The organism is Janthinobacterium sp. P210005, from assembly GCF_036231865.1.
In the GTDB taxonomy this organism is placed as follows: domain Bacteria; phylum Pseudomonadota; class Gammaproteobacteria; order Burkholderiales; family Burkholderiaceae_D; genus Janthinobacterium; species Janthinobacterium kumbetense.
The window spans coordinates 1,637,767-1,662,189 of the sequence record NZ_JAZARC010000001.1; the positions used below are offsets into that span (position 1 = coordinate 1,637,767).

Here is a 24,423-nt window from a genome sequence, read left to right on the forward strand (position 1 = left end):
ATTGCCGCCAGAAACTATTTCCCTGCGTCAATGCTATACTTGCGGCTTGCTGGGCAGCGGTCAGCCTGACCGATATGCCCCTTGCTTTACCTCCATCGCCACGCTCAGCGTGGCGCGCCGCACAGCCATCACGCGGCACCCGAAGACCCCGATCCCCTGCGCCTTGCGGCGCCTGTCCGCCCCTGCTGGCGGCGGCGATCATGACTATTAAACTGTTAGGAATTACATGAAAAACCTGAACATCGGCAGCCGCCTTGGCGTCGGCTTTGCTGTCGTATTGCTGTTGCTTACCGCCTTGACCATCACCGCCCTCGTGCGCATGCAAACGGCCAGCGACCTGACTTACCGCCTCATCAATACCAGCATCAAGAACCAGCGCATGGTGGCCGAATGGTCGAAGATCATTGAACTGAACAGCGTGCGCGGCGTCGCCTCGTTCGAGATCACCGATCCGGTCGTGCGCGCCAAGATCGAGGAAGACTTGAAGGTCGATGCGGAGCGTTCCAGCAAGCTGCAGGACGACATCATCGCGTCCTTGCTCAACCCGGCCGTGATCGAGCAGTTCAAGGTGGTGCGCAAGGTGCGCACCGACTACGTGACGACGCGCGCACGCGCCTTCAAGATGAAGGCCGACGGCGACGTGGCGGGCGCCAAGATCGTGTTCGACAAGGAAGTCGCACCCATCACCGTGGCTTACCTGGCCGAAGTGAAGCGCTTTGCCGGCATGCAGATCAAGGCGGCCGACGGCGTCGGCGCCAGCATCATCGAAGCTTACAGCGGCACCCGCATCTTCCTGATCACCATGGGCGTGCTGGCCGTGCTGATGGGCATCGGCTTTGCCTGGTGGATCACGCGTTCGATCACCGGCCCCATCCGCGCCGCCGTGAAAGTGGCGGAAACCGTGGCAGCGGGCGACTTGAGCAGCGTCATCACGGCGCAGGGCCGCGATGAAACGGGCCAGTTGATGCATGCCCTGAAAACCATGAACGATAGCCTCGTCGGCATCGTCGGCCAGGTGCGCAGCGGCACCGACACCATCGCCACGGCCTCCGCGGAAATCGCCGCCGGCAACCAGGACCTGTCGTCGCGCACGGAACAGCAAGCCAGTTCGCTGGAAGAAACGGCCTCGTCGATGGAAGAACTGACCTCGACCGTCAAGCAAAACGCGGACAACGCGCGCCAGGCGAATAAACTGGCTGGCGACGCGGCCGGCATCGCCAGCCGCGGCGGCGCCGTGGTGGCCGAAGTGGTCGCTACCATGAGCGAGATCAATACCTCGTCGAAGAAAATCGTCGATATTATCTCGGTCATCGATGGCATCGCCTTCCAGACCAACATCCTGGCCTTGAACGCGGCCGTGGAAGCGGCGCGCGCCGGCGAACAGGGTCGCGGCTTTGCCGTGGTTGCCACGGAAGTGCGCAACCTGGCGCAGCGCTCGGCAGCGGCGGCAAAAGAAATCAAGGGCTTGATCGACGACTCCGTGCAAAAAGTCGACGTGGGCACGGACCTGGTCGACAAGGCCGGCAAGACGATGGAAGAAATCGTGCAAAGCATCGGCTTCGTCACGTCCATCATGAGCGAGATCAGCAACGCCAGCGAAGAACAGAGCGCGGGCATCGAGCAAGTCAACCAGGCCATTTCCGAAATGGACCAGGTAACGCAGCAGAATGCAGCCCTGGTGGAAGAAGCCTCGGCGGCGGCCGAAGCGATGCAGGAACAGGCGAGCGAACTGGCGCAGGTGGTCAGCGTCTTCCGCCTGGACGCCAATGCAGCCGCGACCGACCGTTTCAGCACCAAGGCGGCGCAACGCAGCGCGCCGGCAGCGCCAGCAGCCGCACCGGCTCGCAAGGCTACGGCCCCCGCCCTGCGCCTGCCCGCGACGCGCGCCAGCAGCAAGGCAACAAGCCCGGCCGAAGGCGAGTGGGAAGAGTTTTAAATCCGCTTCTGCAAGCCGTGCGGCATCACGCCGCGCGGGCTTGCGCTTGGGTGATCAGTGCCGCCAGCTCGCGCGGCGCGGATTGCCCCAGAAATTCAAGCGCCAGCGCTTCCGGATCAATGGCGGCGTCCACGGGCATGCCATGCTCGAAGCCGCCCACCATGATGCGGCAGAAATACGGCGACTCCGCCCGCGTTTCCACATACCAGCAACCCGCATGGCCTTGCACGAAATACTCGCCGATAAAGTAGCCGAGCATGGTTTTTACCCACTGCCAGCTCTCGTCGCGAATGACGATGGTGCGCATGGCCGCATTGATGTACGGCAGGTATTCGGCCGCGTTCGTCAACACTTCGTGCGCCGGCTGGATGCCCAGGCGCTCGACGAAATTCACCAGCGAAGCGCCCAGCGCATCATAGTAGGCATCAAAAGCCGTTTGGCTTTGTTGCAATAATTGTTCTTGTTCGTTCGACAGCATTCACACTCCACAGACATTCAGCAATCCAATATTTTACGCCACGCCCACATCCACCCCGGCCCGCTGCAGCAAGGCCTCGTTGCGGGCGGACAGATGCGTCACCTGCAGATGCTTGCCTGCCCTGTCATAGCGCTCATACAGCGATTCGATGGCGGCGATGGCCGAGTGGTCGGCCATGTGCAGGTGCCGGCAGTCGAGGATGACGCGGGCCGGGTCCGACGCTGCCTGGAACAGTTCCTGGAAATGCGTGGTGGAAGCAAAAAACAGGGTGCCATGCGGCAAGTAGACGCGCATGCCTTGCGTGCTGTCATCGATGTCGGCACGCATGTCGCGCGCATGTTGCCAGGCAAAATTCAAGGCGGCGATGACGATTCCGCACAGCACGGCCATCGCCAGGTCCGTGAATACCGTGATCACCGTCACGGCGACGATCACCAGCGCATCCTGCAACGGCACCTTGCCCAGCACGCGCAAGGAACCCCAGGCAAACGTCTGCTGCGCCACGACGAACATCACGCCCACGAGGGCCGCCAGCGGGATGCGCTCGATCAGCGGCGACAGGAACAGGATGAACAGCAAGATCATCACGCCGGCCGTCACGCCCGACAGGCGCGAGCGGCCGCCGGAACTCAGGTTGATCATCGTCTGCCCGATCATGGCGCAGCCGCCCATGCCGCCAAACAGGCCCGAGACGACGTTCGACGCGCCGAGGGCGATGCATTCGCGGTTCGGCTGCCCTCGCGTTTCTGTTATCTCATCCGTGAGATTAAAAGTGAGCAAGGTTTCCAGCAAGCCCACCATGGCCATCAGCGCCGCATACGGGAAAATGATGTGCATGGTAGCCATATCCAGCGGCACGGCAGGCCAATGCAGGGCCGGCAAGCCGCCGGCGATATGCGCGAGGTCGCCCAAGGTGCGCGTAGGCAAGCTCAAAACATGGCTGAGCACGCCCACGCCCAGGATGGCCACCAGCGCCGGCGGCACGGCTTTTGTCAGGCGCGGCAGCACGTAGACGATGGCCATGGTGAGCAGCACCAGGCCACCCATCACGAGCAAGGGCGTGCCTTGCAGCCAGGCTTCGCCCTGCGGCGTGGCCTGGCGGAAGTGTTCCAGTTGGGACATGGCGATGACGATGGCCAGGCCATTCACAAAACCCAGCATCACGGGATGGGGCACCATGCGAATCAGCTTGCCCAGACGCAAGATGCCAAATAACGCCATCAAGATACCGCCGAGCACCACGGTAGCCAGCAGGTATTGCACGCCGTGTTGCGCCACCAGCGCCACGATGACGACGGCCATGGAGCCGGCGGCGCCCGAAATCATGCCGGGACGTCCGCCAAAGATGGCCGTCATGGCACAGATGATGAAGGCGCCATACAGGCCCATCAGGGGATTGAGCTGCGCCACCAGGGCAAAGGCGATGCATTCTGGCACCAGGGCAAATGACGTGGTCAAGCCCGCCAAAACGTTTTTTTGCAGGTTCGAGTACCACTCATCCCGAAAAGTTGTGTTGATCATTGATGCGTATCCAAAGTCGGAACAGGAAAATGCCGGCCGGATGGAGAATAATCAGGCGCAGCCATGCCAGCGGGCGCCACAGAAACGCGGCGCTGAGGTCGAACGGAACAGGAAAGTCGTCAGTGACTACATCGGTATGGCGGAAAGGGGGAAGAATCATCAAGGCGCCAGGCGGCGCGGCTGAGCTTGCCGGCATTATACAAGATGCGCCATCGGCAAAAGTCTGGCCAAAGCGCAGACAAAAAAATAGCCCACTCGAAAGTGGGCTATTTTTTTTCATCTGGAGGCGAGGACGGGAATCGAACCCGTCTAAACGGCTTTGCAGGCCGCTGCATAACCTCTTTGCTACCTCGCCAGAGGAACTGCTTGGATGCGCCTTGCGGCCCACCTTGAAAACTGGAGCGGGAGAAGAGTCTCGAACTCTCGACCTCAACCTTGGCAAGGTTGCGCTCTACCAACTGAGCTACTCCCGCATTGGAGCTTGGTTACCACTTAATCACGCCACGTACCGCGACGGATAAAAAAAGGAAGCCAGCTTAGCTTCCCTTTAGAATTCTGGAGCGGGAGAAGAGTCTCGAACTCTCGACCTCAACCTTGGCAAGGTTGCGCTCTACCAACTGAGCTACTCCCGCATTGGAGCTTCTATTTTCTGCTACTGCCATTCTTGCTGTACTGCTTCAGCTTTCGCTGGAGCGGGAGAAGAGTCTCGAACTCTCGACCTCAACCTTGGCAAGGTTGCGCTCTACCAACTGAGCTACTCCCGCATACGAACCGCTATTTTACTGCCTTTTGCTACCGTTTACCAGTGCTGCTTTACTGCTGATCCAGTATTCACTGGAGCGGGAGAAGAGTCTCGAACTCTCGACCTCAACCTTGGCAAGGTTGCGCTCTACCAACTGAGCTACTCCCGCAGTGGACAACATTGTATCAGAAGCTCTACTACATCGCCAGTACTACTTTTTACTGCATTCGCTGTTTTTACCTATGACACGATCCAGAAAACTGGAGCGGGAGAAGAGTCTCGAACTCTCGACCTCAACCTTGGCAAGGTTGCGCTCTACCAACTGAGCTACTCCCGCGTCATCAACAACAGGCCAGCATTATAGAGGGATTACAGGGGCTGTCAACGGGCAATATCTGGTCTTTTGCAAAATATTCCGCATAAAGCAGCCGCCTGCCTGTTCTTAGTGCAAATTTCCCGCTTTTTCTTTAATCAGCGGCCACGCCAGACGCAAGTAATAGAACATCGACCACACCGTCAGCACGCAGGCGATCCACAGCAGCTTCTCGCCCCACACATGGGTATCGATCGCGCCGAAGATCACTTCGTGGTACAGCAGCAAGGGAATGGCCGTCATTTGCGCGGCCGTCTTGATCTTGCCGATCGAGCTGACGGCTACCGACTTCGAGGCGCCGATCTGCGCCATCCATTCGCGCAGCGCGGAAATCGTGATTTCGCGGCCGATGATGATGAAGGCCAGCACGGCATTGACACGGTCCAGCTGCACCAGCACCAGCAAGGCACCCGCCACCATCAGCTTGTCGGCGACCGGGTCGAGGAAGGCGCCGAAGGCCGACGTCTGGTTCCAGCGTCGCGCGAGGAAGCCGTCGAACCAGTCGGTGACGGCGGCAACAATGAAGACCAGGGTGGCAACCAGGTTCTGGTCGCCATGCAGCAGCATCGACGGCGGCAAGTAAAACACGCCGACGACGAGCGGTATCAGGGCCACGCGCAGCCAGGTCAAAAGGATGGGAATATTAAAAGGCATAAGAGAGCAATCGGCCGACGGGTAAATTGAACATGAGGAAAGCGTGAAGAAAGCGCCACTAGTCTACATGGCCACAGGGTATTAGCCTAGTCCGGTTGCCGCGGCACCGGACCAGGCGGCTCTATCATCAGTGCAGCTGCTTGTAGATTTCTTCTGCCAGTTGCGTGGAAATCCCCTCCACCGACATCAGGTCTTCGACGCTGGCGTCGACCACGCCGCGCAAGCCGCCAAAGCGCGACAGCAGCTTCTGGCGGCGCTTGGCGCCGATGCCTTCGATCTCTTCCAGGCGCGAGGTCTGGCGCGTCTTGGCCCGCTTGGCGCGCATGCCCGTGATGGCGAAGCGGTGCGCCTCGTCGCGGATTTGCGCGATCAACATCAGGGCCGCCGATTCCTTGCCCAGTTCCTGGGCCGCGCGGCCATCGACGAACAGCAGGGTTTCCAGGCCCACCTTGCGCCCTTCCCCCTTGGCCACGCCGACAATCAAGCTGATATCGAGTCCCAGCTCGGCGAACACCTGGCGCGCCATTTCGATCTGCCCCTTGCCGCCGTCGATCAAGACCACGTCGGGCATCACGCCATCGCCATTCGCCACTTTTTCATAGCGGCGCATCAGGACCTGGCGCATGGCCGCGTAATCGTCGCCGGGGGTGATGTCGTTGATGTTGTAGCGCCGGTATTCGCCGTTCTGCATGGCGTGGTGGTGGAATACGACGCACGACGCCTGCGTCGCCTCGCCCTGCGTGTGGCTGATGTCGAAACACTCCACGCGCAGGCTGTCGAGGTCTTCCGTTTCCAGGCGCAGCGCCTCGGCCAGCGCGCGCGTGCGCGATTGCTGCGAGCCCTGCTCCGACAACAATCGCGCCAGCGAAATCTCGGCGCCCTTTTGCGCCATCTCAAGCCATTGGCGGCGCTGCCCCTGCGGCTGGAAGATCAGGTTGATGCGGTGGCCGCACTGCTCCATCAGCGCCACCATCAGGGCTGGCTGGTCGAATTCGATATTCAGGATCAGGGTGCCGGGAATGAATTTTTCCGTGTAGTGCTGCGCCAGGAAGGCGGCCAGCACTTCCACCTCGATCGGCTCCTCGGCAATGGCAGCCGCATCGCTGAGCTGGCTGGGGAAGTAGGCGCGGTCGCCCAGGTGGCGCCCGCCGCGCACCATGGCCAGGTTGACGCAGGCGCGCCCGCCCTGCACCAGCACGGCGAGGATGTCGACATCGGCGTCGCCCGTCGTTTCCATGCTTTGCTGGTGCAGTACGCGCGACAGCGAGGCGATCTGGTTGCGCACCACCACGGCTTGCTCGAACTTCAGCTCGGCGGCAAAGGCGTGCATCTTCTTTTCCAGGTCGGCCATCACCTCGCTCTGGCGTCCGCGCAGGAAGCGCGCCGCATTTTCCACGTCGTTCTTATAGTCTTCCTTGCTGATCAGGTCCACGCACGGCGCGCTGCAGCGGCCGATCTGGTGCAGCAGGCAGGGCCGCGTGCGGTTGGCGTACACGCTGTCCTCGCAGGTGCGGATGAGAAAAACCTTTTGCAGGATCTGCATCGATTCCTTGACGGCCCAGGAACTGGGAAACGGCCCGAAATACTGGTTTTTCTTGTCCACCGCGCCCCGGTAATACACCATGCGCGGCGCATCGCCATTGGTGATTTTCAGGTACGGATACGACTTGTCGTCGCGGAACAGGATGTTGTAGCGCGGTTGCAGCGCCTTGATCAGGTTATTTTCCAGGATCAAGGCTTCCGCTTCGCTGTGCGTGACGGTCGTTTCCAGGCGCGCGATGCGCTCGACCATCATGGCGATGCGGGGACTGGCCAGGTTCTTCTGGAAATAGCTGGAGACGCGCTTTTTCAGGTCGCGCGCCTTGCCGACGTACAGCACCTTGTCGGCGGCGTCGAAATAGCGGTACACGCCGGGTAAGTTCGGCAGCTTGGCGACGGTGGCCAGCACCTGCGCGCGCGGGTCGGGCGGTGTTTCCGCCAAGGAAGATTCTGGGCTTGCTTCGGTCATTGCTGGCTCATTGCGCACTTATAGTTACACTGCTTGCTCCACGATCACGAACGCGACCGCATATTCTTCTTCATCGCTGATGGTCACTTGCGCGCTCAGGCGGTGCTGCACCATGAACTCGGCCAGCACGCCGCTGCAGACGATCATCGGCTTGCCGCTGGGATGGTTCAGCATCTGCGCGGCGGGCCAGGTCATCGGCATGCGCAAGCCCAGGCCGATGGCCTTGGAAAACGCCTCCTTGGCCGCGAAGCGCGTGGCGAGGAAACGCACGCCGCGCACGGCATTCTTGGCGCTGCGGGCACGGAACTTTTCCAGCTCCTGCGGCCCCAGTATCTTTTTCGCGAAACGCTCGCCGTGGCGCGCCAGGGCCGCCTCGATGCGGGGAATCTTGCAGATATCGGTACCGATGCCGTAAATCATGCTGAGCTCCCTTTTCAGGCCCTGTGGCCCAGGCGCGTGGCCACCATGATAGCCTTCATTTCACGCACGGCATTTTCCCAGCCGACAAACACGGCGTGCGCGACGATGGCGTGGCCAATGTTCAGTTCGGCAATATCGGGAATGGCGGCAATCGCCTGCACATTGGTGTAATGCAAGCCGTGGCCCGCATTGACCTTCAAGCCGCGCCCCACGCCGAACAACACGCCCGCCTTGATGCGTTCCAGCTCGGCCAGCTGCTCGGCGCCTTGCGTATCGGCATAGCGGCCCGTGTGCAGCTCGATCACGGGCGCACCCAGCTCGGCGGCGGCGGCGATCTGTTGCTCATCTGCATCAATGAACAGGCTCACGCGGATGCCCTCGCCTTGCAGCTGCTGCACGGCCGCCTGCACTTCCTTGAAGTAGCGCACCACGTCCAGGCCCCCTTCGGTCGTCACTTCCGTGCGCTTTTCCGGCACCAGGCACACGTCCGCCGGCTTGATGCGGCAGGCGAAGTCGATCATTTCTTGCGTGACGGCCGCTTCCAGGTTCATGCGCGTGAGCAATTGCGGGGCGATGGCGATCACGTCCGCATCCTTGATGTGGCGGCGGTCTTCGCGCAGATGCAGGGTGATGGCGTCGGCGCCCGCCTGCTCGGCCAGCAGGGCCGCGCGGATCGGGTCAGGATAGGCGGTGCCGCGCGCATTGCGCAAGGTGGCCACGTGGTCGATATTGACGCCCAGGTCGATGACGGGGCCGGAAGGCTGCAAAAAGCTCATAGTGATGGTATCCGTAAAGTGCTGTCGTGCTGCAAACCGCAGCTACAGCTGCATTAAATCGATCAGTATCTGGCGCGTATTCAAGGTGGCGCCGCCCAGTTGATGGGCCAGCAAAAAGCGCATCAGCAGCTTGCTTTGCGCCTGCGTGGCCACGTCAAGATAATCTTCGCGCTCCATGTCGAGCAGGGTCTTGCCCGTGATCCTGGGCCAGGCATCGCTGGCGCGCGCCGGGCGCGGCCCCCGTTCCGGGTCGACCACATAGACCTGCCCCGCCTCGACGGCCTGGCGCGTGCCCGTGCAGCGCGTCAGGTCGGCCGCCACGCCCGTTTCCTTGAGCAGGGCGCGCTCGAACTTGCGCAGCACGATGGGCGGCGGCTCATTGTGCGCCAGTTGATTCAAGGTGGCAACGTAGTGGTCGAACAGGACGGGATGCGGATCGTCGCGCGCGAGCAATTTGACCAGCAATTCGTTCAAATAGAAGCCGCACAGCAAGGCGGTCTTTTCCAGCGGCAACATACCGCCCACCCATTCGGCGCCCGTCAAGATGCGCAGCTCGGACTTGCCCGTCCAGCCCGCCTGTAGGGGCTGGAAGGTTTGCAGCACGCCGCGCAACTGCGAATGGGGCCGCTTGGCGCCCTTGGCGACGAGCGCGATGCGGCCGTATTCGCGCGTAAACACGTCGACGATGAGGCTGGTTTCTTTATGCGGATAGCTGTGCAGCACGAAGGCTGGCTGGCCCGTGATGCGTCCGTCGCGCGCGGGCGGACGGCTGCGCCGCGGCGCGGCAGGAGTGACAGGAGCTGCGGCCGGTGGCGCGATGGCCGCCGGCGCGGGGACAGGTGCGGATGCAGCAGATGAAGCTGGCGCAAGATCGTGCAGCGCTGGCGTGGTGGTGCTCATGCGTGTGGCGTCGCCCCCGGGTTGCGGATTACTCGTAGCCGTAGGCGCGCAAGCCCGCCTCGTTGTCGGCCCAGCCCGATTTGACCTTGACCCAGATTTCCAGGTACACGGGGCCGCCGAACAGCTTTTCCATGTCCAGGCGGGCCTGGGTGGAGACTTCCTTCAGGCGGGCGCCCTTGTTGCCGATAATCATGGACTTGTGCGTATCGCGCTCGACCAGGATGGCGGCAAACACGCGGCGCAGATCGCCTTCCTGCTCGAATTTCTCGATCAGCACGGTGCTCGTGTACGGCAGTTCGTCGCCGACGAAGCGGAAGAGTTTTTCGCGCACGATTTCCGAGGCGAGGAATTTCTCGCTGCGGTCCGTGATGTCGTCCGGTCCAAAGATCGGCTGGTTTTCCGGCAGGAAACGCTTGATCTCGTCCTGCAAGCCTTCGAGCTGGAAGTGCAGCTTGGCGGACACAGGCACGATGGCGGCGAAGTCGCGCATGGCGGCGATCTTTTGCGCGAACGGCAGCAGCACGGCCTTGTCCTTCACGCGGTCCGATTTATTGATGACGAGGATGCACGGCACTTCCTTCGGCAGCAGGTCCATCACTTGCTGGTCGGCCGGGCCGAAGGTGCCTGCCTCGATCACGTACAAAATCACGTCCGAGGAAATCAGGGTGTTGGTGACGGTCTTGTTGAGCGTCTTGTTCAGCGCGTTCGAGTGGCGCGTCTGGAAACCCGGCGTGTCGACGTAGATGAATTGCGCATCCGGCACCGTCTGGATGCCCGTGATGCGGTGGCGCGTCGTTTGCGCCTTGCGCGAAGTGATGCTGACCTTCGCGCCGATCAGCACGTTCATCAGGGTCGATTTGCCCACGTTCGGGCGGCCCACGATGGCGATATAGCCACAGCGGAAGTTGTCGGGCATTTTGGTGGCTGTCATGCTAGTGTCGATTCTGTTTAGTGTGAGCGGCGATCGCCGGGGCAGCAGGGGCTGCCGCGTCGTCGCTCTGGATGGTGGCAATGCCGGCCAGCTTGAGCTGGGCGGCGCGCGGTTTCGGCTTGCGGCTGGCGGCTGGCGACTTCAACAGCGCCTGCTCGGCCACGTCGAGCGCCAGTTTGGCGGCGGCTTGCTCACCGGCGCGGCGGCTTCCGCCACGGCCGTAGACCTGGATGTTCAATTTCGGCACCAGGCATTCGATCTCGAATTCCTGGCTGTGGGCGGCGCCGTGGGTAGCCACCACGTTGTATTGTGGCAGCGAAATTTTCTTGCTTTGCAAAAACTCCTGCAGCAGGGTCTTGGCATCCTTGCCCAGGGTTTGCGGATCGACCGAGTCGAGGATGGGGATGTAGAACGCGCGGATCACCGTGCTGGCGGCGTCGAAGCCCGTGTCGAGGAAAATCGCGCCCAGCAAGGCTTCCAGGGTATCGGCGAGGATGGACGGACGGCGGAAACCGCCCGATTTCAGCTCGCCTTCGCCCAGGCGCAGGAATTGCGACAGTTCCAGCTTTTGCGCGATTTCATACAGCGACTGCTGCTTCACCAGATTCGCGCGCAGGCGCGACAGGTCGCCCTCGTCGATGGACTTGAAGCGCTCGTACAGGATGGAAGCGACCACGCAGTTGAGGATGGAGTCGCCGAGGAATTCCAGCCGCTCGTTATGCAAACTGCTGTGGCTACGATGCGTCAAGGCTTGCTGCAACAGGCCAGCATCCTGGAACGTATAGCCTAAACGGGTTTGCAATAACTGAAGATTCATTGTTGTTTCTGTGTCATCTGAGTAATTCGGCTGGCCGCCGCGCGGGGAATCGGCGCGGCAGCCATAGGGACGGCTTAGTGTATGCCGCCCACGCGTTTCGGATTGCTGAAGTTCATCCACACCAGGAAAGCCTTGCCGACGATGTTCTCGTTCGGCACGAAGCCCCAGTAGCGGCTGTCCGCGCTATTGTCGCGGTTATCGCCCATCATGAAGTAGTTGCCTGCTGGTACCACACAAGTGAAACCGTCTTCGTTGTAGTCGCACGACTCCTTGTGCGGGAAATCCTTGACTTCGCGCAAGTTCAACGTAGGAGCAGGCTCGTCGTTGAGGATGCGGTGGCTCACGCCCGTCAGGTTTTCTTCCAGCTGCTTGTGGTAAACCGTGCTTTCATCGTCCAGGTAGTCGTCCAGCGGCGTGTATTGCACTTCCTTGCCGTTGACCGTCAAGCGCTTGTTTTCATAGGTGATTTTATCACCGGGCACACCGATCACGCGCTTGATATAGTCTTGTGACATATCTTTCGGGTACTTGAACACCATGACGTCGCCGCGCTGCGGATCGTTGACTTCAATGATGCGCTTGTTGACGATCGGCAAACGAATGCCATAAGTAAACTTGTTGACCAGGATCAAATCGCCTACCAGCAAGGTCGGCACCATCGAGCTCGACGGGATCTTGAATGGCTCGTACAGGAACGAGCGCAGGCAGAACACGAGGGCGATGACGGGGAAGAAGCTGCCCGAATATTCGACCCAGGTCGGCTGGCGCAACAGGGCCGCCTCGATGGTGGCGCGGCTGCCGCCCGCATCGGACTTGATGCCCTCGGCGGCCAGCTTGGACTGGCGCGCATCGAACTCGGCCAGGGCAAGGTCGGCCGCCTTGCGGCGCTGCTTGGACAGATAAAACACATCCAGGCACCAGACCAGGCCCGTCAACACCATCAGCACGAACAGGATTAAAGCGAAATTTCCTAAAATCACTTGCAGGTTCATGTATTAACCATCCACTTGTAAAATTGCCAGGAATGCTTCTTGCGGGATCTCCACGGAACCCACTTGCTTCATGCGTTTCTTACCCGCTTTTTGTTTTTCCAGCAATTTTTTCTTGCGGCTGATGTCGCCGCCATAGCACTTGGCCAACACGTTCTTGCGCAAGGCTTTCACGTTCTCGCGCGAAATGATGTTCGCGCCGATGGTCGCCTGGATCGCCACGTCGAACATCTGGCGCGGAATCAGTTCACGCATCTTGGCGGCCACCTGGCGGCCACGGTACTGGCTGTTCGAGCGGTGGACGATGATGGCCAGCGCATCGACTTTTTCGCTGTTGATCAGCATGTCGACCTTGACCACGTCGGCCGCGCGATATTCCTTGAACTCGTAATCCATCGAGGCATAGCCGCGCGATGTCGATTTCAGGCGGTCGAAGAAGTCCAGCACGATCTCGGCCATCGGCATTTCATACACGAGCTTGACCTGGCGGCCGTGGTAGCTCATGTCCATCTGGATGCCGCGCTTGCCGATACACAGGGTGATCACGGAACCCACGTATTCCTGCGGCATGTACAGATTGACCGTGACGATAGGCTCGCGCACTTCCTCGATGCGCGACGGATCGGGCATCTTCGATGGATTGTCGACGTTGATCATGGTGCCGTCGCGCTGGATCACTTCGTACACCACGGTAGGTGCCGTGGTGATCAGGTCCATGTCGAATTCGCGTTCGAGGCGTTCCTGCACGATTTCCATGTGCAGCAAGCCCAGGAAGCCGCAACGGAAGCCGAAGCCCAGCGCCTGCGACACTTCCGGCTCGTACATCAGGGCCGCGTCGTTCAGTTTCAGTTTTTCCAGCGAGTCGCGCAGCGCGTCGTACTGGTTCGCCTCCACGGGGAACAGGCCGGCGAACACTTGCGGCTGCACTTCCTTGAAGCCGGGCAATGGCGCGGCGGCAGGACGGTTGGCCAGGGTGACGGTATCGCCCACTTTCGCCGCTTTCAATTCCTTGATGCCGGCGATGATGAAGCCCACCTGGCCTGCCGACAGTTGCGGCAAGGATTGCGAACGGGGCGAAAACACGCCGATGTCTTCCACCAGCTGCACCGAATCGGTGGCCATCAGGCGGATCTTGTCTTTTGGTTTCAGGGTGCCGTTGATGACGCGCACCAGCATGACCACGCCCACATAGGCGTCATACCAGGAGTCGACGATCAGCGCCTGCAGCGGCGCATCGGGGTCGCCCTTCGGCGGCGGCACCTTGACGATCAGCTGCTCGAGCACGTCCAGCACGCCGAAGCCCGTCTTGGCCGAGCAATGCACGGCGTCGCCCGCGTCGATGCCGATCACGTCTTCGATCTCGGCAATGGCGCTCGGAGGATCCGCGTTCGGCAAGTCGATCTTGTTCAGCACGGGCACCACTTCCACGCCCAGGTCCAGCGCCGTGTAGCAGTTGGCCACGGTTTGCGCTTCCACGCCTTGCGATGCGTCAACGACCAGCAGCGCGCCTTCGCACGCCGAAAGCGAGCGCGACACTTCATAGCTGAAGTCGACGTGGCCTGGCGTATCGATCAGGTTCAGGTTGTAGATCTGGCCATCGCGCGCCTTGTAGTGCAGGGCCGCCGTTTGCGCCTTGATGGTAATGCCGCGCTCGCGCTCCAGATCCATCGAATCGAGCACCTGCGCCTCCATCTCGCGGTCGGACAAGCCGCCGCACAATTGAATGATGCGGTCAGCCAGGGTCGATTTACCGTGGTCAATATGGGCGATGATGGAGAAATTGCGTATGTTGTTCATTAACTAATATAAGTGCGAAGTTGACGACACTGCTTTAACAGGAATCAGGGGAATCATGTCCGGGCCAAACAGGGCCAGAACCAGGCGCCCCACTCATGATGAAAAAAGCGCTCCGAGCAGGACATCTGCATGCCCAGGCGAGCGCTTTTGAAGCGACAGAAGCTGCTGCCTCGGACAGTAGCTTTTTCGACCTCCCCATTTTACCGGATTTCAGAGTAGAAAGCCCGTCTTATGAGGCCGGCACCGGGCCAAGCCGACATTTTCGGCTGTTTTCAGCACCATAATGGTGCAATGCAGTGTCAATATTGCCATTTAAGCTACGCCAGGCAGCGCCGTACCGCTGCTTCATCGAGGAAATAATGGCATAGCTCGGGCTGCGCCAGGTCACCGAACAGCACCGGCACCAGCTCGTCGAAACGGGCCAGCAGCGAGGCGTCGGGCGACGCATCGATATCGATCACGTCCACGGTAAACGGCTTTCCGGGCGCTTGCAGCAGAAGCAAGGCGTCGAGCATGTCCTGGCATAAATGGCAATAACTGCGGGAATAGAGGGTGAAGTGCATGAAAAAAAGGGAAAGGCATCCCGGCCGGGGCCGGGATGCGGATGGAATCAGAAACTTACCTGGCAGACGGACGCAGCGAAACGAATTGCGCCACGTCGCCACGGCGCACCAGCACGGCCGACGACTTTTTCGGATCGAGCTTGGCGACCAGGGCATTGAACTGCTTGGCATCTTTCACGGCAACGTTGTTCAATTGCAAGATCACGTCGCCAGGCTGCAAGCCGGCCAGGGCCGCCACGCCGTCGGCATCGTCGACCAGCACGCCCGCCTCGATCTTCAACTCCTGCTTCTTCGCGGCCGGCACGTCGCTGACTTTCAATCCCAGCGCATTGACGGCTTGCGCTTCCGGCTCCTTGGCCCCCTTCTTCGCCGTTTTCTCGCTTTCCAGCTCGACGACGGTGACGGGAATGTCCTGCTGCGCGCCCTTGCGCCAGACGGTGACCGTGGATTTGCCGTTGACGGCGGCGCCGCCTACCAGGCGCGGCAGGTCGGAGGAACGCTCGATCTGCGCGCCGTTGAATTTCAGGATGATGTCGCCCGGCTTGATGCCCGCCTTGTCGGCCGGCCCGCCCGGCTCCACCATCGATACTTGCGCACCCTTGGCGTTCGGCAAGCCCAGCGATTCCGCCACGTCCTTGCTCACTTCGCCGATCTGCACGCCGATGCGTCCGCGCACGACTTTCCCCGTCTTTTTCAGCTGCTCGCCCACGCGCATGGCTTCATCGATGGGCACGGCAAACGAAATGCCATTGTAGGCGCCGGACAAGGTGGCGATCTGCGAATTGATGCCGATCACCTCGCCGCGCATATTGATCAGCGGACCACCGGAGTTGCCGGGGTTGACGGCCACGTCGCTCTGGATCAGGGGCAGGTAATCGCCCGTATCGCGTGACTTGGCGGAAATAATGCCGGCCGTCACGGTATTTTCCAGGTTGAATGGCGAGCCGATGGCGATCACCCACTCGCCCACGCGGATCTTGTTCGAGTCGCCGATGGTCAGGCGCGGCAAGTTGGCGCCCTCGATTTTCAGCAGGGCCACGTCGGTGCGCGCGTCGGCACCGATCACCTTGGCCTTGAATTCGCGCTTGTCCGTCAGGGTCACATACACTTCGTCGGCGCCGTCGACCACGTGGGCGTTGCTCAGCACGTAGCCATCGGCCGAAATGATGAAGCCGGAACCGACGCCGCGCTGCACTTCCTGCTCCTGCGGCACGGCGCGGCGGCCGCCACGGGGCGCCTGCTGGCGCGGCGCGGGCATGGCGCCACCAAAGAAGCGGCGCAGGAATTCCTGCATTTCCTGCTCGTCCTGACCGCCCACGCCAGCCCCGGCGCCGCCCATTTTCAGGCGTTCGGTGGTACGAATATTCACCACGGCCGGGCCGACGGCGTCGACCAGGTCCGAGAAATCAGGCAGTTTCACGGCCGGCACGGCGGCCTGCGCCTGTGGCGCCAGGCCCAGCATGGTGGGAGCAAGGAAGACGCCAGCCGTACCGAACAATAAGGCGGAAAGCGTCTTCACTGAAAACGACTTGCTGGCGGCACACATGTTTTTTTTCATGGAAAGGATCTTTTCGAGTATATAAACGGTTCAAAACGCGGATCAGGCGATTGCCTGCGCGCATGATTGGCCGTCATGACGGAAATCCAGGGGCAAACCCACCTGACAGCGCGCATGGCAAACAATGCAACAATATATCGCAAAAGCAAGATATTGCCTGCGCACAGTGTCAATCGTACGGAAGGCCAGTGTCAAGGGGGCGACGGGAAGGTTAAGCCAGGCATAAGATGGACGAGGCGCCCGCTAGCGCTGCGCCAGCGGCCCGGCCTCCAGCGGTTCGGCCACGCCAGGCGGCACGATGCCGGCGGCCAGCGGCGGCAGCGGTTCCGCATGGGCAGCGGACTCTTCGGGTGCCGGCTCCGCGGCCAGGCGGCTGGCCAGGCGCGCATCGAACTGGGCGCTCAGCGCACGGCCGTACTGCTCCGAGCGCAGCACCTCACCGATATGGCGATAGGCATCCCAGGCTTGCCGTCCCGATGGCGTATCGAGGGCGGCAAACGCCAGTTCGAGTTCGCTCGCCGCCAGCTCGCCATCGGCCAGCGCGGAAATAGTCTCGTGCAATCGTGTATGCGTATCCATGATGGGTCCTGCCATTTCAAGAGGATCGGTGCGGAAACCGGGCGCAGCCATGCCAACCTCATACTCTCCAGATTACCAGCGCTTGTCAATCGGCATGTCCAACAACGGCTTCAATTTCTCCGCAATCACTTCGCGCGCGCGAAAAATCCGGCTGCGCACGGTACCGATGGGGCACGCCATGATCTCCGATATCTCTTCATAGCTCAGGCCCTCGATCTCGCGCAGCACGATGGCCGTGCGCAATTCGATGGGCAGCACATCCATGGCCGCATTGACGGTGGCGGCAATCTGCTTGCTGGCCAGCACCGATTCGGGCGTATTGTTGTCGCGCAATTTATTGCCGTCATCGAAAGACTCCGCCTGCTCGGCGTCGGCGTCGCTGGATGTAGCGGCGCGCCGCCCCTGCGTGACGAGATAATTCTTGGCCGTATTGATGCCGATGCGATACAACCAGGTATAAAAGGCGGCCTCGCCGCGAAAATGGCGCAGCGCCCGGTATGCCTTGATAAAGGTTTCCTGCACCACATCTTCAGCCTCCGCCGGGTCATGCACGAGGCGCGACACCAGGCGCATCAAGCGGCGCTGATATTTCGATACCAGCACATCGAATGCCCGTTTGTCGCCAGCCTGCACCCGCTCGACCAGCAACTGATCATACTCGCGCTCTGTCCTCACGCCCGATGTCCCTGTAGTCATGCAGCGTGGGCGCCTGTATGGATATAGAGTTGGCCCGCTGCAAGAAGTTCAGTGTTCGTCCCACTTTTATTCTTCCCTGTTCCGCGCCGCGATCGCCCGGCAAGCCACGGCCAGCGGGCGGAAGGCGGTGCAACTGCCGCCGCGCTGCACCAGCACCGCCGTGCGCCGTCCGGCGGCATCCGCCAGGCACAGCACCAGCAGCGACGGCCACAGGGTCGAGCCCGGCAACAGGCGCAGCCCCGGCGCCGCCACAGGCCCCGGCCCGGCCGGCTGCGCCAGCCCGGCGGCACCGGCATCCGGCGCCGCGCCATGCTCCAGATATACCGCCAGCCGCAACTGCCCGACCGGCGAAATATCAAGCGCCTGCGGCTTTCTGCGCCGGCGCAGCAAAGCCAGCAAAAACACGCCGCCAGCCGCACTCAGCAAGGCACCGCTCCAGCCCAGCGCATAGCCGCCCACCAGCTGGCCGGACGCGGGCAGACTACGCCAGAGACCGCTCAAGGGCCAGGCGGCCAGCAAGGCGCACAGTCCCAGCACCGCTTGCAACAGGCGCAAACAGACAGGCGTGCGAATGACAGCCGCTACCGCGATCGACATAGTTCATGGGAGAAAAAAGGCGCGCCGGCACCATGCCGGGCAAATTCAGCCGCCAACGAACGTTGGCGGCGAATCAGCGCTCACTACGATTTGACCGTAGCGAGCGCTTGAAAGTTCCTGCTTATTTCGCTTTACCGAAAATCAGCGTGCCATTCGTGCCGCCGAAGCCGAACGAATTTTTCACTGCATAATCGATCTTCATATCACGCGCCGTGTTGGCACAGAAATCGAGATCGCACGCCGGATCCTGGTTGAAGATGTTGATGGTCGGAGGCGACACCTGATGGTGCAATGCCAGGACCGTAAACACCGCTTCCAGACCGCCCGCGCCGCCCAGCAAATGGCCCGTCATCGACTTGGTCGAGTTGACGACCAGTTTCTTGGCGTGATCACCGAAGGTGCGCTTGATGCCCATCACTTCCGCCACGTCGCCTTGCGGGGTCGACGTGCCGTGCGCGTTCAGGTACTGAATCTGATCCGCGTTCAAGCCTGCGTTGTCGAGGGCCGCGATCACCGATTTGCTGCCGCCGCTACCATCTTCCAGCGGCGAGGTCATGTGATAAGCATCTGCGCTCATCCCGAAACCATGCACTTCGGCATAGATCTTGGCACCGCGGGCCACCGCGTGCTCGTACTCTTCCAGCACCATGACGCCAGCGCCCTCGCCCAGCACGAAGCCGTCGCGGTCGGCATCCCACGGACGCGATGCCGTTGCCGGATCGTCGTTGCGGGTCGACAAGGCACGTGCCGAAGCGAAACCGCCCAGGCCCAGCGGCGACACGGTCGATTCGGCACCGCCGGCGATCATGACGTCGGCATCGCCGTACTCGATCATGCGCGCTGCGGCACCGATGCTGTGCAAACCGGTGGTGCACGCTGTAACGATCGCCAGGTTCGGGCCCTTCAGACCATATTTGATCGAAAGGTTGCCAGAGATCATGTTAATGATCGAGGCAGGCACGAAAAATGGCGAGATACGGCGCGGACCGCGCTTTTCGTACTCGGACTTGGTTTCCTCGATCAGCGGCAAGCCGCCGATACCGGAACCGATGATCACGCCGATACGCTCGGCGTTTTCTTCGGTCACTTCCAGGCCGGAGTCCTGCATCGCCTGGATGCCTGCAGCCATGCCGTAATGGATAAAGGTATCCATATGGCGGGCTTCCTTACCGGAGATGTACTCTTCGATATTGAAACCTTTGACTTCACCGGCAAAATGCGTGGTGAATGGCTGTGCATCAAACTTGGTAATCGTGGCAATGCCGGATTTACCTTCAATGATTGCGCCCCACGCCTCGGCAATAGTATTGCCGACTGGTGAAACGCAACCCAGGCCGGTGACAACAACACGACGGTTTTTAGAACGGCTCAAGCGATTCTCCTGAAGTCGGTCAGACAGGCTTAGGCCTTGACGTGTGCGGTGGCGTAGTCGATCGCCTGTTGCACGGTGGTGATTTTTTCAGCTTGTTCGTCAGGGATTTCCATTTCGAATTCGTCTTCCAGGGCCATCACCAGTTCCACGGTGTCCAGGGAATCGGCGCCCAGGTCGTCGACGAAGGAGGATTCGATTTTGATGTCTGCTTCTGCAACGCCCAGTTGCTCAGCGACGATTTTCTTAACGCGTTGTTCGATATCCGACATGTTATGGCTCCAAAGTGTGTGTTACGGAAAGTGCGCGCATTTTATCAGGTTTGCGCGTCCGAATACTAATTTCGGTGTCTGCTGCTAATTCAACCGAAGCTGCTGCTAAAAGATGCGATTATAGACAAAAACGACCGTTGAATCATGCCACAAACGCCCGCCCTGCCTACCTTTCACATCAATTCATGTACATTCCGCCGTTCACGTGCAGGGTCGTGCCCGTGATATACGCCGCTTGCGGCGAGGCCAAAAAGGCCACGGCCGCTGCCACGTCTTCCGGTTTGCCCAGGCGGGACAGGGGAATTTGCGTCAACAGGGCCGCATGCTGCTCTTCGCTCAGAGCCTTGGTCATGTCGGTATCGATGAAGCCCGGCGCGATGCAGTTCACGGTAATGTTGCGGCTGCCGATTTCGCGCGCCAGGGCGCGGCTCATGCCTTCCACGCCGGCCTTGGCCGCCGCGTAATTCATTTGCCCCGGATTACCCGACGAAGCCACGACCGACGTGATGTTGATGATACGCCCAGTTTTGGCTTTCATCATGCCACGCAGCACGGCGCGCGACAGGCGGCCCACGGCCGACAGGTTCGTCGAGATGACGCTGTCCCACTCTTCATCCTTCATGCGCATGGCCAGCTGGTCTTGCGTGATGCCCGCGTTGTTGACGAGGATCGACAGGCTGCCGTAGGTTTTCTGCACTTCATCGACGACGGCCGCGCAGCGCGCCGCATCGGTCACGTTCAGGACCAGGCCCTTGCCCGCCACGCCTTCGGCGGCCAGGTAATCGGTGATCGCTTGCGCGCCGCTTTCCGAGGTGGCGGTGCCGACCACGGTGGCGCCCTGCTTGCCCAGTTCGGTGGCGATGGCGCGGCCGATGCCGCGCGAGGCGCCCGTGACCAGCACGACTTGATTTGCTAAATTCATGAGTATCCTTAAGAGCAACCGCGGCAGGCAGGCTGCCGCGATCTGATGTTTATTTGAGCTGCGTCAAAATGCGTTCCAGCGAAGCCTGGTCGACGATGGCGTCGCCCACCAGCACCGGGTCGATGCGCTTGGCCAGGCCCATCAGGACCTTGCCCGGACCGCATTCGATCACTTGCGTGATGCCATCCGCGGCAACCTTTTGCATGGTTTCCACCCAGCGCACGGGGCTGGCCGCCTGGCGCACCAGCGCATCCTTGATGCCGGCCACGTCGTTGACGATGGCCACGTCGACGTTGTTGATCAGGGCGATCTGCGGCGCGGCGAACGTCAGGCCGGCCATGTATTCGCGCAAACGGTCCGACGCGGGCTTCAGCAGCGACGAATGGAATGGCGCGGAGACGGGCAGTTTCATGGCGCGCTTGGCGCCCTTGGCCTTGGCCAGTTCGCATGCGCGCTCGACCGCAGCCGTGTGGCCGGCGATGACGACTTGCGCTGGCGCATTGAAATTGACAGGCTCGACCACCAGGGCCGGGTTTTCCGCCGCCGCTTCCGCACAGGCGGCGCGCACGTCGTCATCCGACAGGCCCAGCACGACAGCCATCGTGCCCTGCCCGACGGGCACGGCTTCCTGCATGGCTTGCGCGCGGAAACGCACGAGCGGCACGGCATCCTTGAAGGAAATGACGCCGGCGGCGACCAGCGCCGAGTATTCACCGAGACTGTGACCGGCCACGACCGTCGGCACGGGGCCGCCGGCCGCCAGCCAGGCGCGGTAGAAGGCCACGGCCGCCGTCAGCATCACTGGTTGCGTGTTGGTGGTGAGATCCAGTTCTTCCTTCGGACCTTCGGCGATCAGCTTGCCCAGGTCGAATTGCAGGGCGTCCGACGCTTCGGCGACGGTCTGCGCAACCACGGGGTTGCCGGCGAAACCGTCGAGCATCGCAATCGCTTGCGAGCCTTGGCCTGGGAAAACAAATGCAAATTGTGTCATGTCGACTCCGTTTTTTTAATAATGTTGCGGGATTACATGCGCGCCAGCACGGCGCCCCAGGTAAATCCGCCGCCCACGCCTTCCATCATGACGTTGTCGCCCTTTTTGACGCGGCCGTCGCGCACGGCGATGTCGAGGGCCAGCGGAATCGAGGCGGCCGAGGTGTTGCCATGCTGATCGACGGTGACGACCATCTTGTCCAGCGGCAAGCCGAGTTTCTTGGCCGTGCTGTTCATGATGCGGATGTTTGCCTGGTGCGGGATCAGCCAGTCGATCTGGTCCGAGGTCATGTTGGCATGTTCCAGGGCTTCGTGCGCGACTTTTTCCAGTACGGACACGGCCAGCTTGAACACGGCCGGGCCATCCATGTAGAGGAAGGCGCTGCCATCGAGCGCGCCGCCAGCCAGGCTGCCCGGCACGCTGAGGATGTTCGAGTGGCGGCCGTCCGCGTGCAGCTTGGTGGCCAGGATGCCCGGCTCTTTCGATGCCGTCATGACGATGGCGCCGGCGCCGTCGCCGAACAGCACGCAAGTGCCGCGGTCGTCGAAATTGAGGATGCGCGAAAACACTTCGGCGCCGATCACCAGCACGTTCTTGTGCATGCCCGACTGGATGAAGCTGTCGGCCGTGGCCACCGCATACACGAAACCGCTGCAGACGGCTTGCACGTCGACGGCGGCGCAGTTATTCGTGATGCCCAGCTTGTTTTGCACGATGCAGGCGGTGCTGGGGAAGCTGCCGAAGAAATCGGGGGTCGAGCTGGCGACGATGATCAGGTCCAGGTCATTGCCGTTCAGGCCAGCCATTTCCAGGGCCTTTTTGGCCGCTTCCACGCCCAGGTCCGAGGAGTTTTGCGACGGCGCCGCGTAATGGCGCGCCGAAATGCCGCTGCGCGACACGATCCATTCATCCGACGTCTCGATGCCCTTGGCGGCGAGCTGTTCGGTCAAATCCTGGTTGGTGACGCGCTTCTCCGGCAAGTAGCTGCCGGTACCGATAATTTTGCTGTAAGTTTTGCTAAAAACAGTCATGCAAATACCCGTCCACTAAATGGTAGAGCTTGTTGATGTAGGTTCGTCCGGTACTGGCGTGCGCGGCATCAGCTCGGCGATCAGGCTGGCCAGGTGCGCTTGCACGTCATTTTTTGCCGCATCAAAGGCGCGGCGCAAGGCCCATTCGAAGGAATAGGCATCGGCGCTGCCATGGCTCTTGAAGACGAGACCACGCAAGCCCAGCAGGCTGGCGCCGTTGTAACGCGATGGATTCAAGCGGTTGCCGATGGCTTTCAGGGCCCCGCGGGCGATCAGCGCGCCCAGCATGGTAATCGGATTGCGCTTGAATTCGGAAGTGAGCACGTCTTTCATGAAGCGCGCCAGGCCCTCGATGGCTTTCAGGGTGACATTGCCGACAAAACCGTCGCAGACGACGATATCGGTCGTGCCCTTGAAGATATCGTTGCCTTCCACGTTGCCGTAGAAGTTCAGCGCGCCACGCTCGTGGTCGGCCTGCAGCAGCTTCGAGGTGAGTTTCACCACTTCATTGCCCTTGATATCTTCCGTGCCCACGTTCAGCAAGCCGATCGTGGGGCGTGCGATGCCTTCCATGGCGGACACGAGCACGGAACCCATGATGGCGAACTGGTGCAAGTGATGCGGTTCGCAATCGACGTTGGCGCCCAGGTCCAGCATGTAGGTGGGGCCGTTCTTTTGATTCGGCAAGATGCTGCAGATGGCCGGGCGGTCGACGCCGGACATGGTTTTCAATACATAGCGCGACACGGCCATCAGGGCTGCCGTATTACCGGCGGAAACGGAGGCTTGCGCCACGCCGTTCTTGACCTGTTCGATGGCCACGCGCATGGAGGAATCCTTCTTGCGGCGCAGGGCCACTTCCAGGGGATCGTCCATGGTAACTTGTTCGGAGGCATGCAATACCGACAGGCGCGGATGCGTGTCGGCTTTATGTTTTTTCAGTTCGGCACGGATCACGTCTTCCAATCCAACAAGGATCAGTTCGGCTTCAGGCTCATGTTTTACGAAGGAAATTGCTGCGGGGATAGTGACTGAGGGACCGTGATCTCCGCCCATGCAGTCGATAGAAATTTTGATTGTCATTTGTGTTGATTCAATACCGCTGCGGGCGTGCGGCAAGATGTGAATCGGACTGGAGCATATGCAGGGCGCAGCATGTCATGCACCGCCTGAGCAAGCTTGATTCAAAATGACGGGTGCGCAAGATGAATTGCAGCCGATAAAAAAGAAGAAGCGGCGCCACGCCGAATAACCACGCAACACCGCTTTCATCTTACCCAACAAAAACGTCGATTACTCGTCGTTTTTGGTCTTCAACACTTTACGGCCACGATAGAAGCCGTTAGGGCTGATATGGTGACGCATGTGTGTTTCGCCGGTAACTGGCTCGACGCTCAATTGCGGCGCGACCAGGAAGTCGTGCGAACGGTGCATGCCGCGCTTGGAAGGGGTTTTCTTGTTCTGTTGAACTGCCATGATGACTCCTAATACATAAGTTCTAAA

Annotated in this window: 26 protein-coding genes and 6 tRNA genes; 2 read left to right on the plus strand and 30 right to left on the minus strand. The window is 60.9% G+C overall.

Annotated features, from left to right (window positions below; all coding sequences use genetic code 11):
• Nucleotides 1–226: 226 nt before the first annotated feature.
• Nucleotides 227–1,936: a methyl-accepting chemotaxis protein gene (locus tag VPH40_RS07125; protein WP_328573094.1), complete on the plus strand. Its 1,710-nt coding sequence runs from the start codon at nucleotides 227–229 to the stop codon at nucleotides 1,934–1,936.
• A gap of 25 nt (nucleotides 1,937–1,961) precedes the next feature.
• Here VPH40_RS07125 and VPH40_RS07130 read toward each other — a convergent pair whose 3' ends face one another.
• The 18 genes from VPH40_RS07130 to lepA form a co-directional block, all read right to left on the minus strand.
• On the minus strand, nucleotides 1,962–2,414 hold the full coding sequence (locus VPH40_RS07130; protein WP_328573095.1) for a hypothetical protein: 453 nt from the start codon (nucleotides 2,412–2,414) through the stop codon (nucleotides 1,962–1,964).
• A 33-nt stretch (nucleotides 2,415–2,447) separates the two neighbouring features.
• On the minus strand, nucleotides 2,448–3,935 hold the full coding sequence (locus tag VPH40_RS07135; protein WP_328573096.1) for a SulP family inorganic anion transporter: 1,488 nt from the start codon (nucleotides 3,933–3,935) through the stop codon (nucleotides 2,448–2,450).
• A complete protein-coding gene (locus tag VPH40_RS07140; RefSeq protein WP_328573097.1) occupies nucleotides 3,910–4,215 on the minus strand; it encodes a hypothetical protein in 306 nt (101 codons plus the stop codon). The genes VPH40_RS07135 and VPH40_RS07140 overlap by 26 nt, the downstream gene beginning before the upstream one ends.
• Before the next feature lies 1 nt (nucleotide 4,216).
• Nucleotides 4,217–4,290 (minus strand) — tRNA-Cys (locus tag VPH40_RS07145).
• 42 nt (nucleotides 4,291–4,332) lie between these two features.
• A tRNA-Gly gene (locus VPH40_RS07150) sits at nucleotides 4,333–4,408 on the minus strand.
• 83 nt (nucleotides 4,409–4,491) lie between these two features.
• Nucleotides 4,492–4,567 (minus strand) — tRNA-Gly (locus VPH40_RS07155).
• A gap of 56 nt (nucleotides 4,568–4,623) precedes the next feature.
• A tRNA-Gly gene (locus tag VPH40_RS07160) sits at nucleotides 4,624–4,699 on the minus strand.
• Between the two features lie 71 nt (nucleotides 4,700–4,770).
• Nucleotides 4,771–4,846: transfer RNA gene (locus tag VPH40_RS07165), tRNA-Gly, on the minus strand.
• Between the two features lie 92 nt (nucleotides 4,847–4,938).
• A tRNA-Gly gene (locus VPH40_RS07170) sits at nucleotides 4,939–5,014 on the minus strand.
• A 105-nt stretch (nucleotides 5,015–5,119) separates the two neighbouring features.
• Nucleotides 5,120–5,704, minus strand: a complete 585-nt coding sequence (gene pgsA / locus VPH40_RS07175) for a CDP-diacylglycerol--glycerol-3-phosphate 3-phosphatidyltransferase (protein WP_034749601.1) — start codon at nucleotides 5,702–5,704, stop codon at nucleotides 5,120–5,122.
• A gap of 127 nt (nucleotides 5,705–5,831) precedes the next feature.
• On the minus strand, nucleotides 5,832–7,712 hold the full coding sequence (gene uvrC / locus VPH40_RS07180; protein ID WP_077406680.1) for an excinuclease ABC subunit UvrC: 1,881 nt from the start codon (nucleotides 7,710–7,712) through the stop codon (nucleotides 5,832–5,834).
• 24 nt (nucleotides 7,713–7,736) lie between these two features.
• Nucleotides 7,737–8,132 (minus strand): holo-ACP synthase, encoded by a 396-nt coding sequence (gene acpS, locus VPH40_RS07185; protein ID WP_328573098.1) that lies wholly within the window; start codon nucleotides 8,130–8,132, stop codon nucleotides 7,737–7,739.
• A gap of 14 nt (nucleotides 8,133–8,146) precedes the next feature.
• Nucleotides 8,147–8,908: a pyridoxine 5'-phosphate synthase gene (pdxJ, locus tag VPH40_RS07190; protein WP_099667267.1), complete on the minus strand. Its 762-nt coding sequence runs from the start codon at nucleotides 8,906–8,908 to the stop codon at nucleotides 8,147–8,149.
• Nucleotides 8,909–8,950: 42 nt separating this feature from the next.
• Complete coding sequence (gene recO / locus VPH40_RS07195) at nucleotides 8,951–9,808, minus strand: DNA repair protein RecO (RefSeq protein ID WP_289904348.1); 858 nt, start codon at nucleotides 9,806–9,808, stop codon at nucleotides 8,951–8,953.
• 28 nt (nucleotides 9,809–9,836) lie between these two features.
• Nucleotides 9,837–10,739 (minus strand): GTPase Era, encoded by a 903-nt coding sequence (era, locus tag VPH40_RS07200; RefSeq protein ID WP_099667265.1) that lies wholly within the window; start codon nucleotides 10,737–10,739, stop codon nucleotides 9,837–9,839.
• 1 nt (nucleotide 10,740) lies between these two features.
• A complete protein-coding gene (gene rnc, locus VPH40_RS07205; protein ID WP_077406693.1) occupies nucleotides 10,741–11,556 on the minus strand; it encodes a ribonuclease III in 816 nt (271 codons plus the stop codon).
• 74 nt (nucleotides 11,557–11,630) lie between these two features.
• The gene (gene lepB / locus VPH40_RS07210) at nucleotides 11,631–12,548 is read right to left on the minus strand and encodes a signal peptidase I (protein ID WP_099667264.1); all 918 of its coding nucleotides are present in this window, start codon (nucleotides 12,546–12,548) and stop codon (nucleotides 11,631–11,633) included.
• A 3-nt stretch (nucleotides 12,549–12,551) separates the two neighbouring features.
• Complete coding sequence (gene lepA / locus VPH40_RS07215) at nucleotides 12,552–14,342, minus strand: translation elongation factor 4 (protein ID WP_034749621.1); 1,791 nt, start codon at nucleotides 14,340–14,342, stop codon at nucleotides 12,552–12,554.
• A gap of 95 nt (nucleotides 14,343–14,437) precedes the next feature.
• On the opposite strand from lepA, the gene VPH40_RS07220 reads away from it, so the two are divergent.
• Nucleotides 14,438–14,626, plus strand: coding sequence for a hypothetical protein (locus tag VPH40_RS07220; protein WP_143451506.1), 189 nt, complete (start codon nucleotides 14,438–14,440; stop codon nucleotides 14,624–14,626).
• A gap of 33 nt (nucleotides 14,627–14,659) precedes the next feature.
• Here VPH40_RS07220 and VPH40_RS07225 read toward each other — a convergent pair whose 3' ends face one another.
• The 12 genes from VPH40_RS07225 to rpmF form a co-directional block, all read right to left on the minus strand.
• Entirely contained in the window at nucleotides 14,660–14,905 is a 246-nt protein-coding gene (locus VPH40_RS07225; RefSeq protein ID WP_099667263.1) for a glutaredoxin family protein, read from the minus strand.
• A 55-nt stretch (nucleotides 14,906–14,960) separates the two neighbouring features.
• Complete coding sequence (locus VPH40_RS07230; RefSeq protein ID WP_251351577.1) at nucleotides 14,961–16,463, minus strand: DegQ family serine endoprotease; 1,503 nt, start codon at nucleotides 16,461–16,463, stop codon at nucleotides 14,961–14,963.
• A gap of 243 nt (nucleotides 16,464–16,706) precedes the next feature.
• Complete coding sequence (locus tag VPH40_RS07235) at nucleotides 16,707–17,042, minus strand: sigma-E factor negative regulatory protein (protein ID WP_328573099.1); 336 nt, start codon at nucleotides 17,040–17,042, stop codon at nucleotides 16,707–16,709.
• 72 nt (nucleotides 17,043–17,114) lie between these two features.
• Nucleotides 17,115–17,738 carry an RNA polymerase sigma factor RpoE gene (gene rpoE, locus VPH40_RS07240; protein ID WP_171985072.1) on the minus strand — a complete coding sequence of 208 codons (624 nt, stop codon included), beginning with the start codon at nucleotides 17,736–17,738 and terminating at the stop codon, nucleotides 17,115–17,117.
• 66 nt (nucleotides 17,739–17,804) lie between these two features.
• The gene (locus VPH40_RS07245; protein ID WP_328573100.1) at nucleotides 17,805–18,293 is read right to left on the minus strand and encodes a hypothetical protein; all 489 of its coding nucleotides are present in this window, start codon (nucleotides 18,291–18,293) and stop codon (nucleotides 17,805–17,807) included.
• Between the two features lie 163 nt (nucleotides 18,294–18,456).
• Nucleotides 18,457–19,707: a beta-ketoacyl-ACP synthase II gene (gene fabF, locus VPH40_RS07250; protein WP_099667260.1), complete on the minus strand. Its 1,251-nt coding sequence runs from the start codon at nucleotides 19,705–19,707 to the stop codon at nucleotides 18,457–18,459.
• Nucleotides 19,708–19,736: 29 nt separating this feature from the next.
• The gene (acpP, locus tag VPH40_RS07255) at nucleotides 19,737–19,976 is read right to left on the minus strand and encodes an acyl carrier protein (protein WP_008449912.1); all 240 of its coding nucleotides are present in this window, start codon (nucleotides 19,974–19,976) and stop codon (nucleotides 19,737–19,739) included.
• Nucleotides 19,977–20,154: 178 nt separating this feature from the next.
• Complete coding sequence (fabG, locus tag VPH40_RS07260) at nucleotides 20,155–20,898, minus strand: 3-oxoacyl-ACP reductase FabG (RefSeq protein ID WP_035820245.1); 744 nt, start codon at nucleotides 20,896–20,898, stop codon at nucleotides 20,155–20,157.
• Nucleotides 20,899–20,947: 49 nt separating this feature from the next.
• Nucleotides 20,948–21,889 carry an ACP S-malonyltransferase gene (gene fabD, locus VPH40_RS07265; RefSeq protein ID WP_077406717.1) on the minus strand — a complete coding sequence of 314 codons (942 nt, stop codon included), beginning with the start codon at nucleotides 21,887–21,889 and terminating at the stop codon, nucleotides 20,948–20,950.
• A gap of 32 nt (nucleotides 21,890–21,921) precedes the next feature.
• A complete protein-coding gene (locus tag VPH40_RS07270; RefSeq protein ID WP_099667259.1) occupies nucleotides 21,922–22,920 on the minus strand; it encodes a beta-ketoacyl-ACP synthase III in 999 nt (332 codons plus the stop codon).
• Between the two features lie 15 nt (nucleotides 22,921–22,935).
• Nucleotides 22,936–24,003 (minus strand): phosphate acyltransferase PlsX, encoded by a 1,068-nt coding sequence (plsX, locus tag VPH40_RS07275; RefSeq protein WP_034779241.1) that lies wholly within the window; start codon nucleotides 24,001–24,003, stop codon nucleotides 22,936–22,938.
• A gap of 210 nt (nucleotides 24,004–24,213) precedes the next feature.
• Nucleotides 24,214–24,396: a 50S ribosomal protein L32 gene (rpmF, locus tag VPH40_RS07280; RefSeq protein ID WP_034749653.1), complete on the minus strand. Its 183-nt coding sequence runs from the start codon at nucleotides 24,394–24,396 to the stop codon at nucleotides 24,214–24,216.
• Between the last annotated feature and the right edge of the window lie 27 nt (nucleotides 24,397–24,423).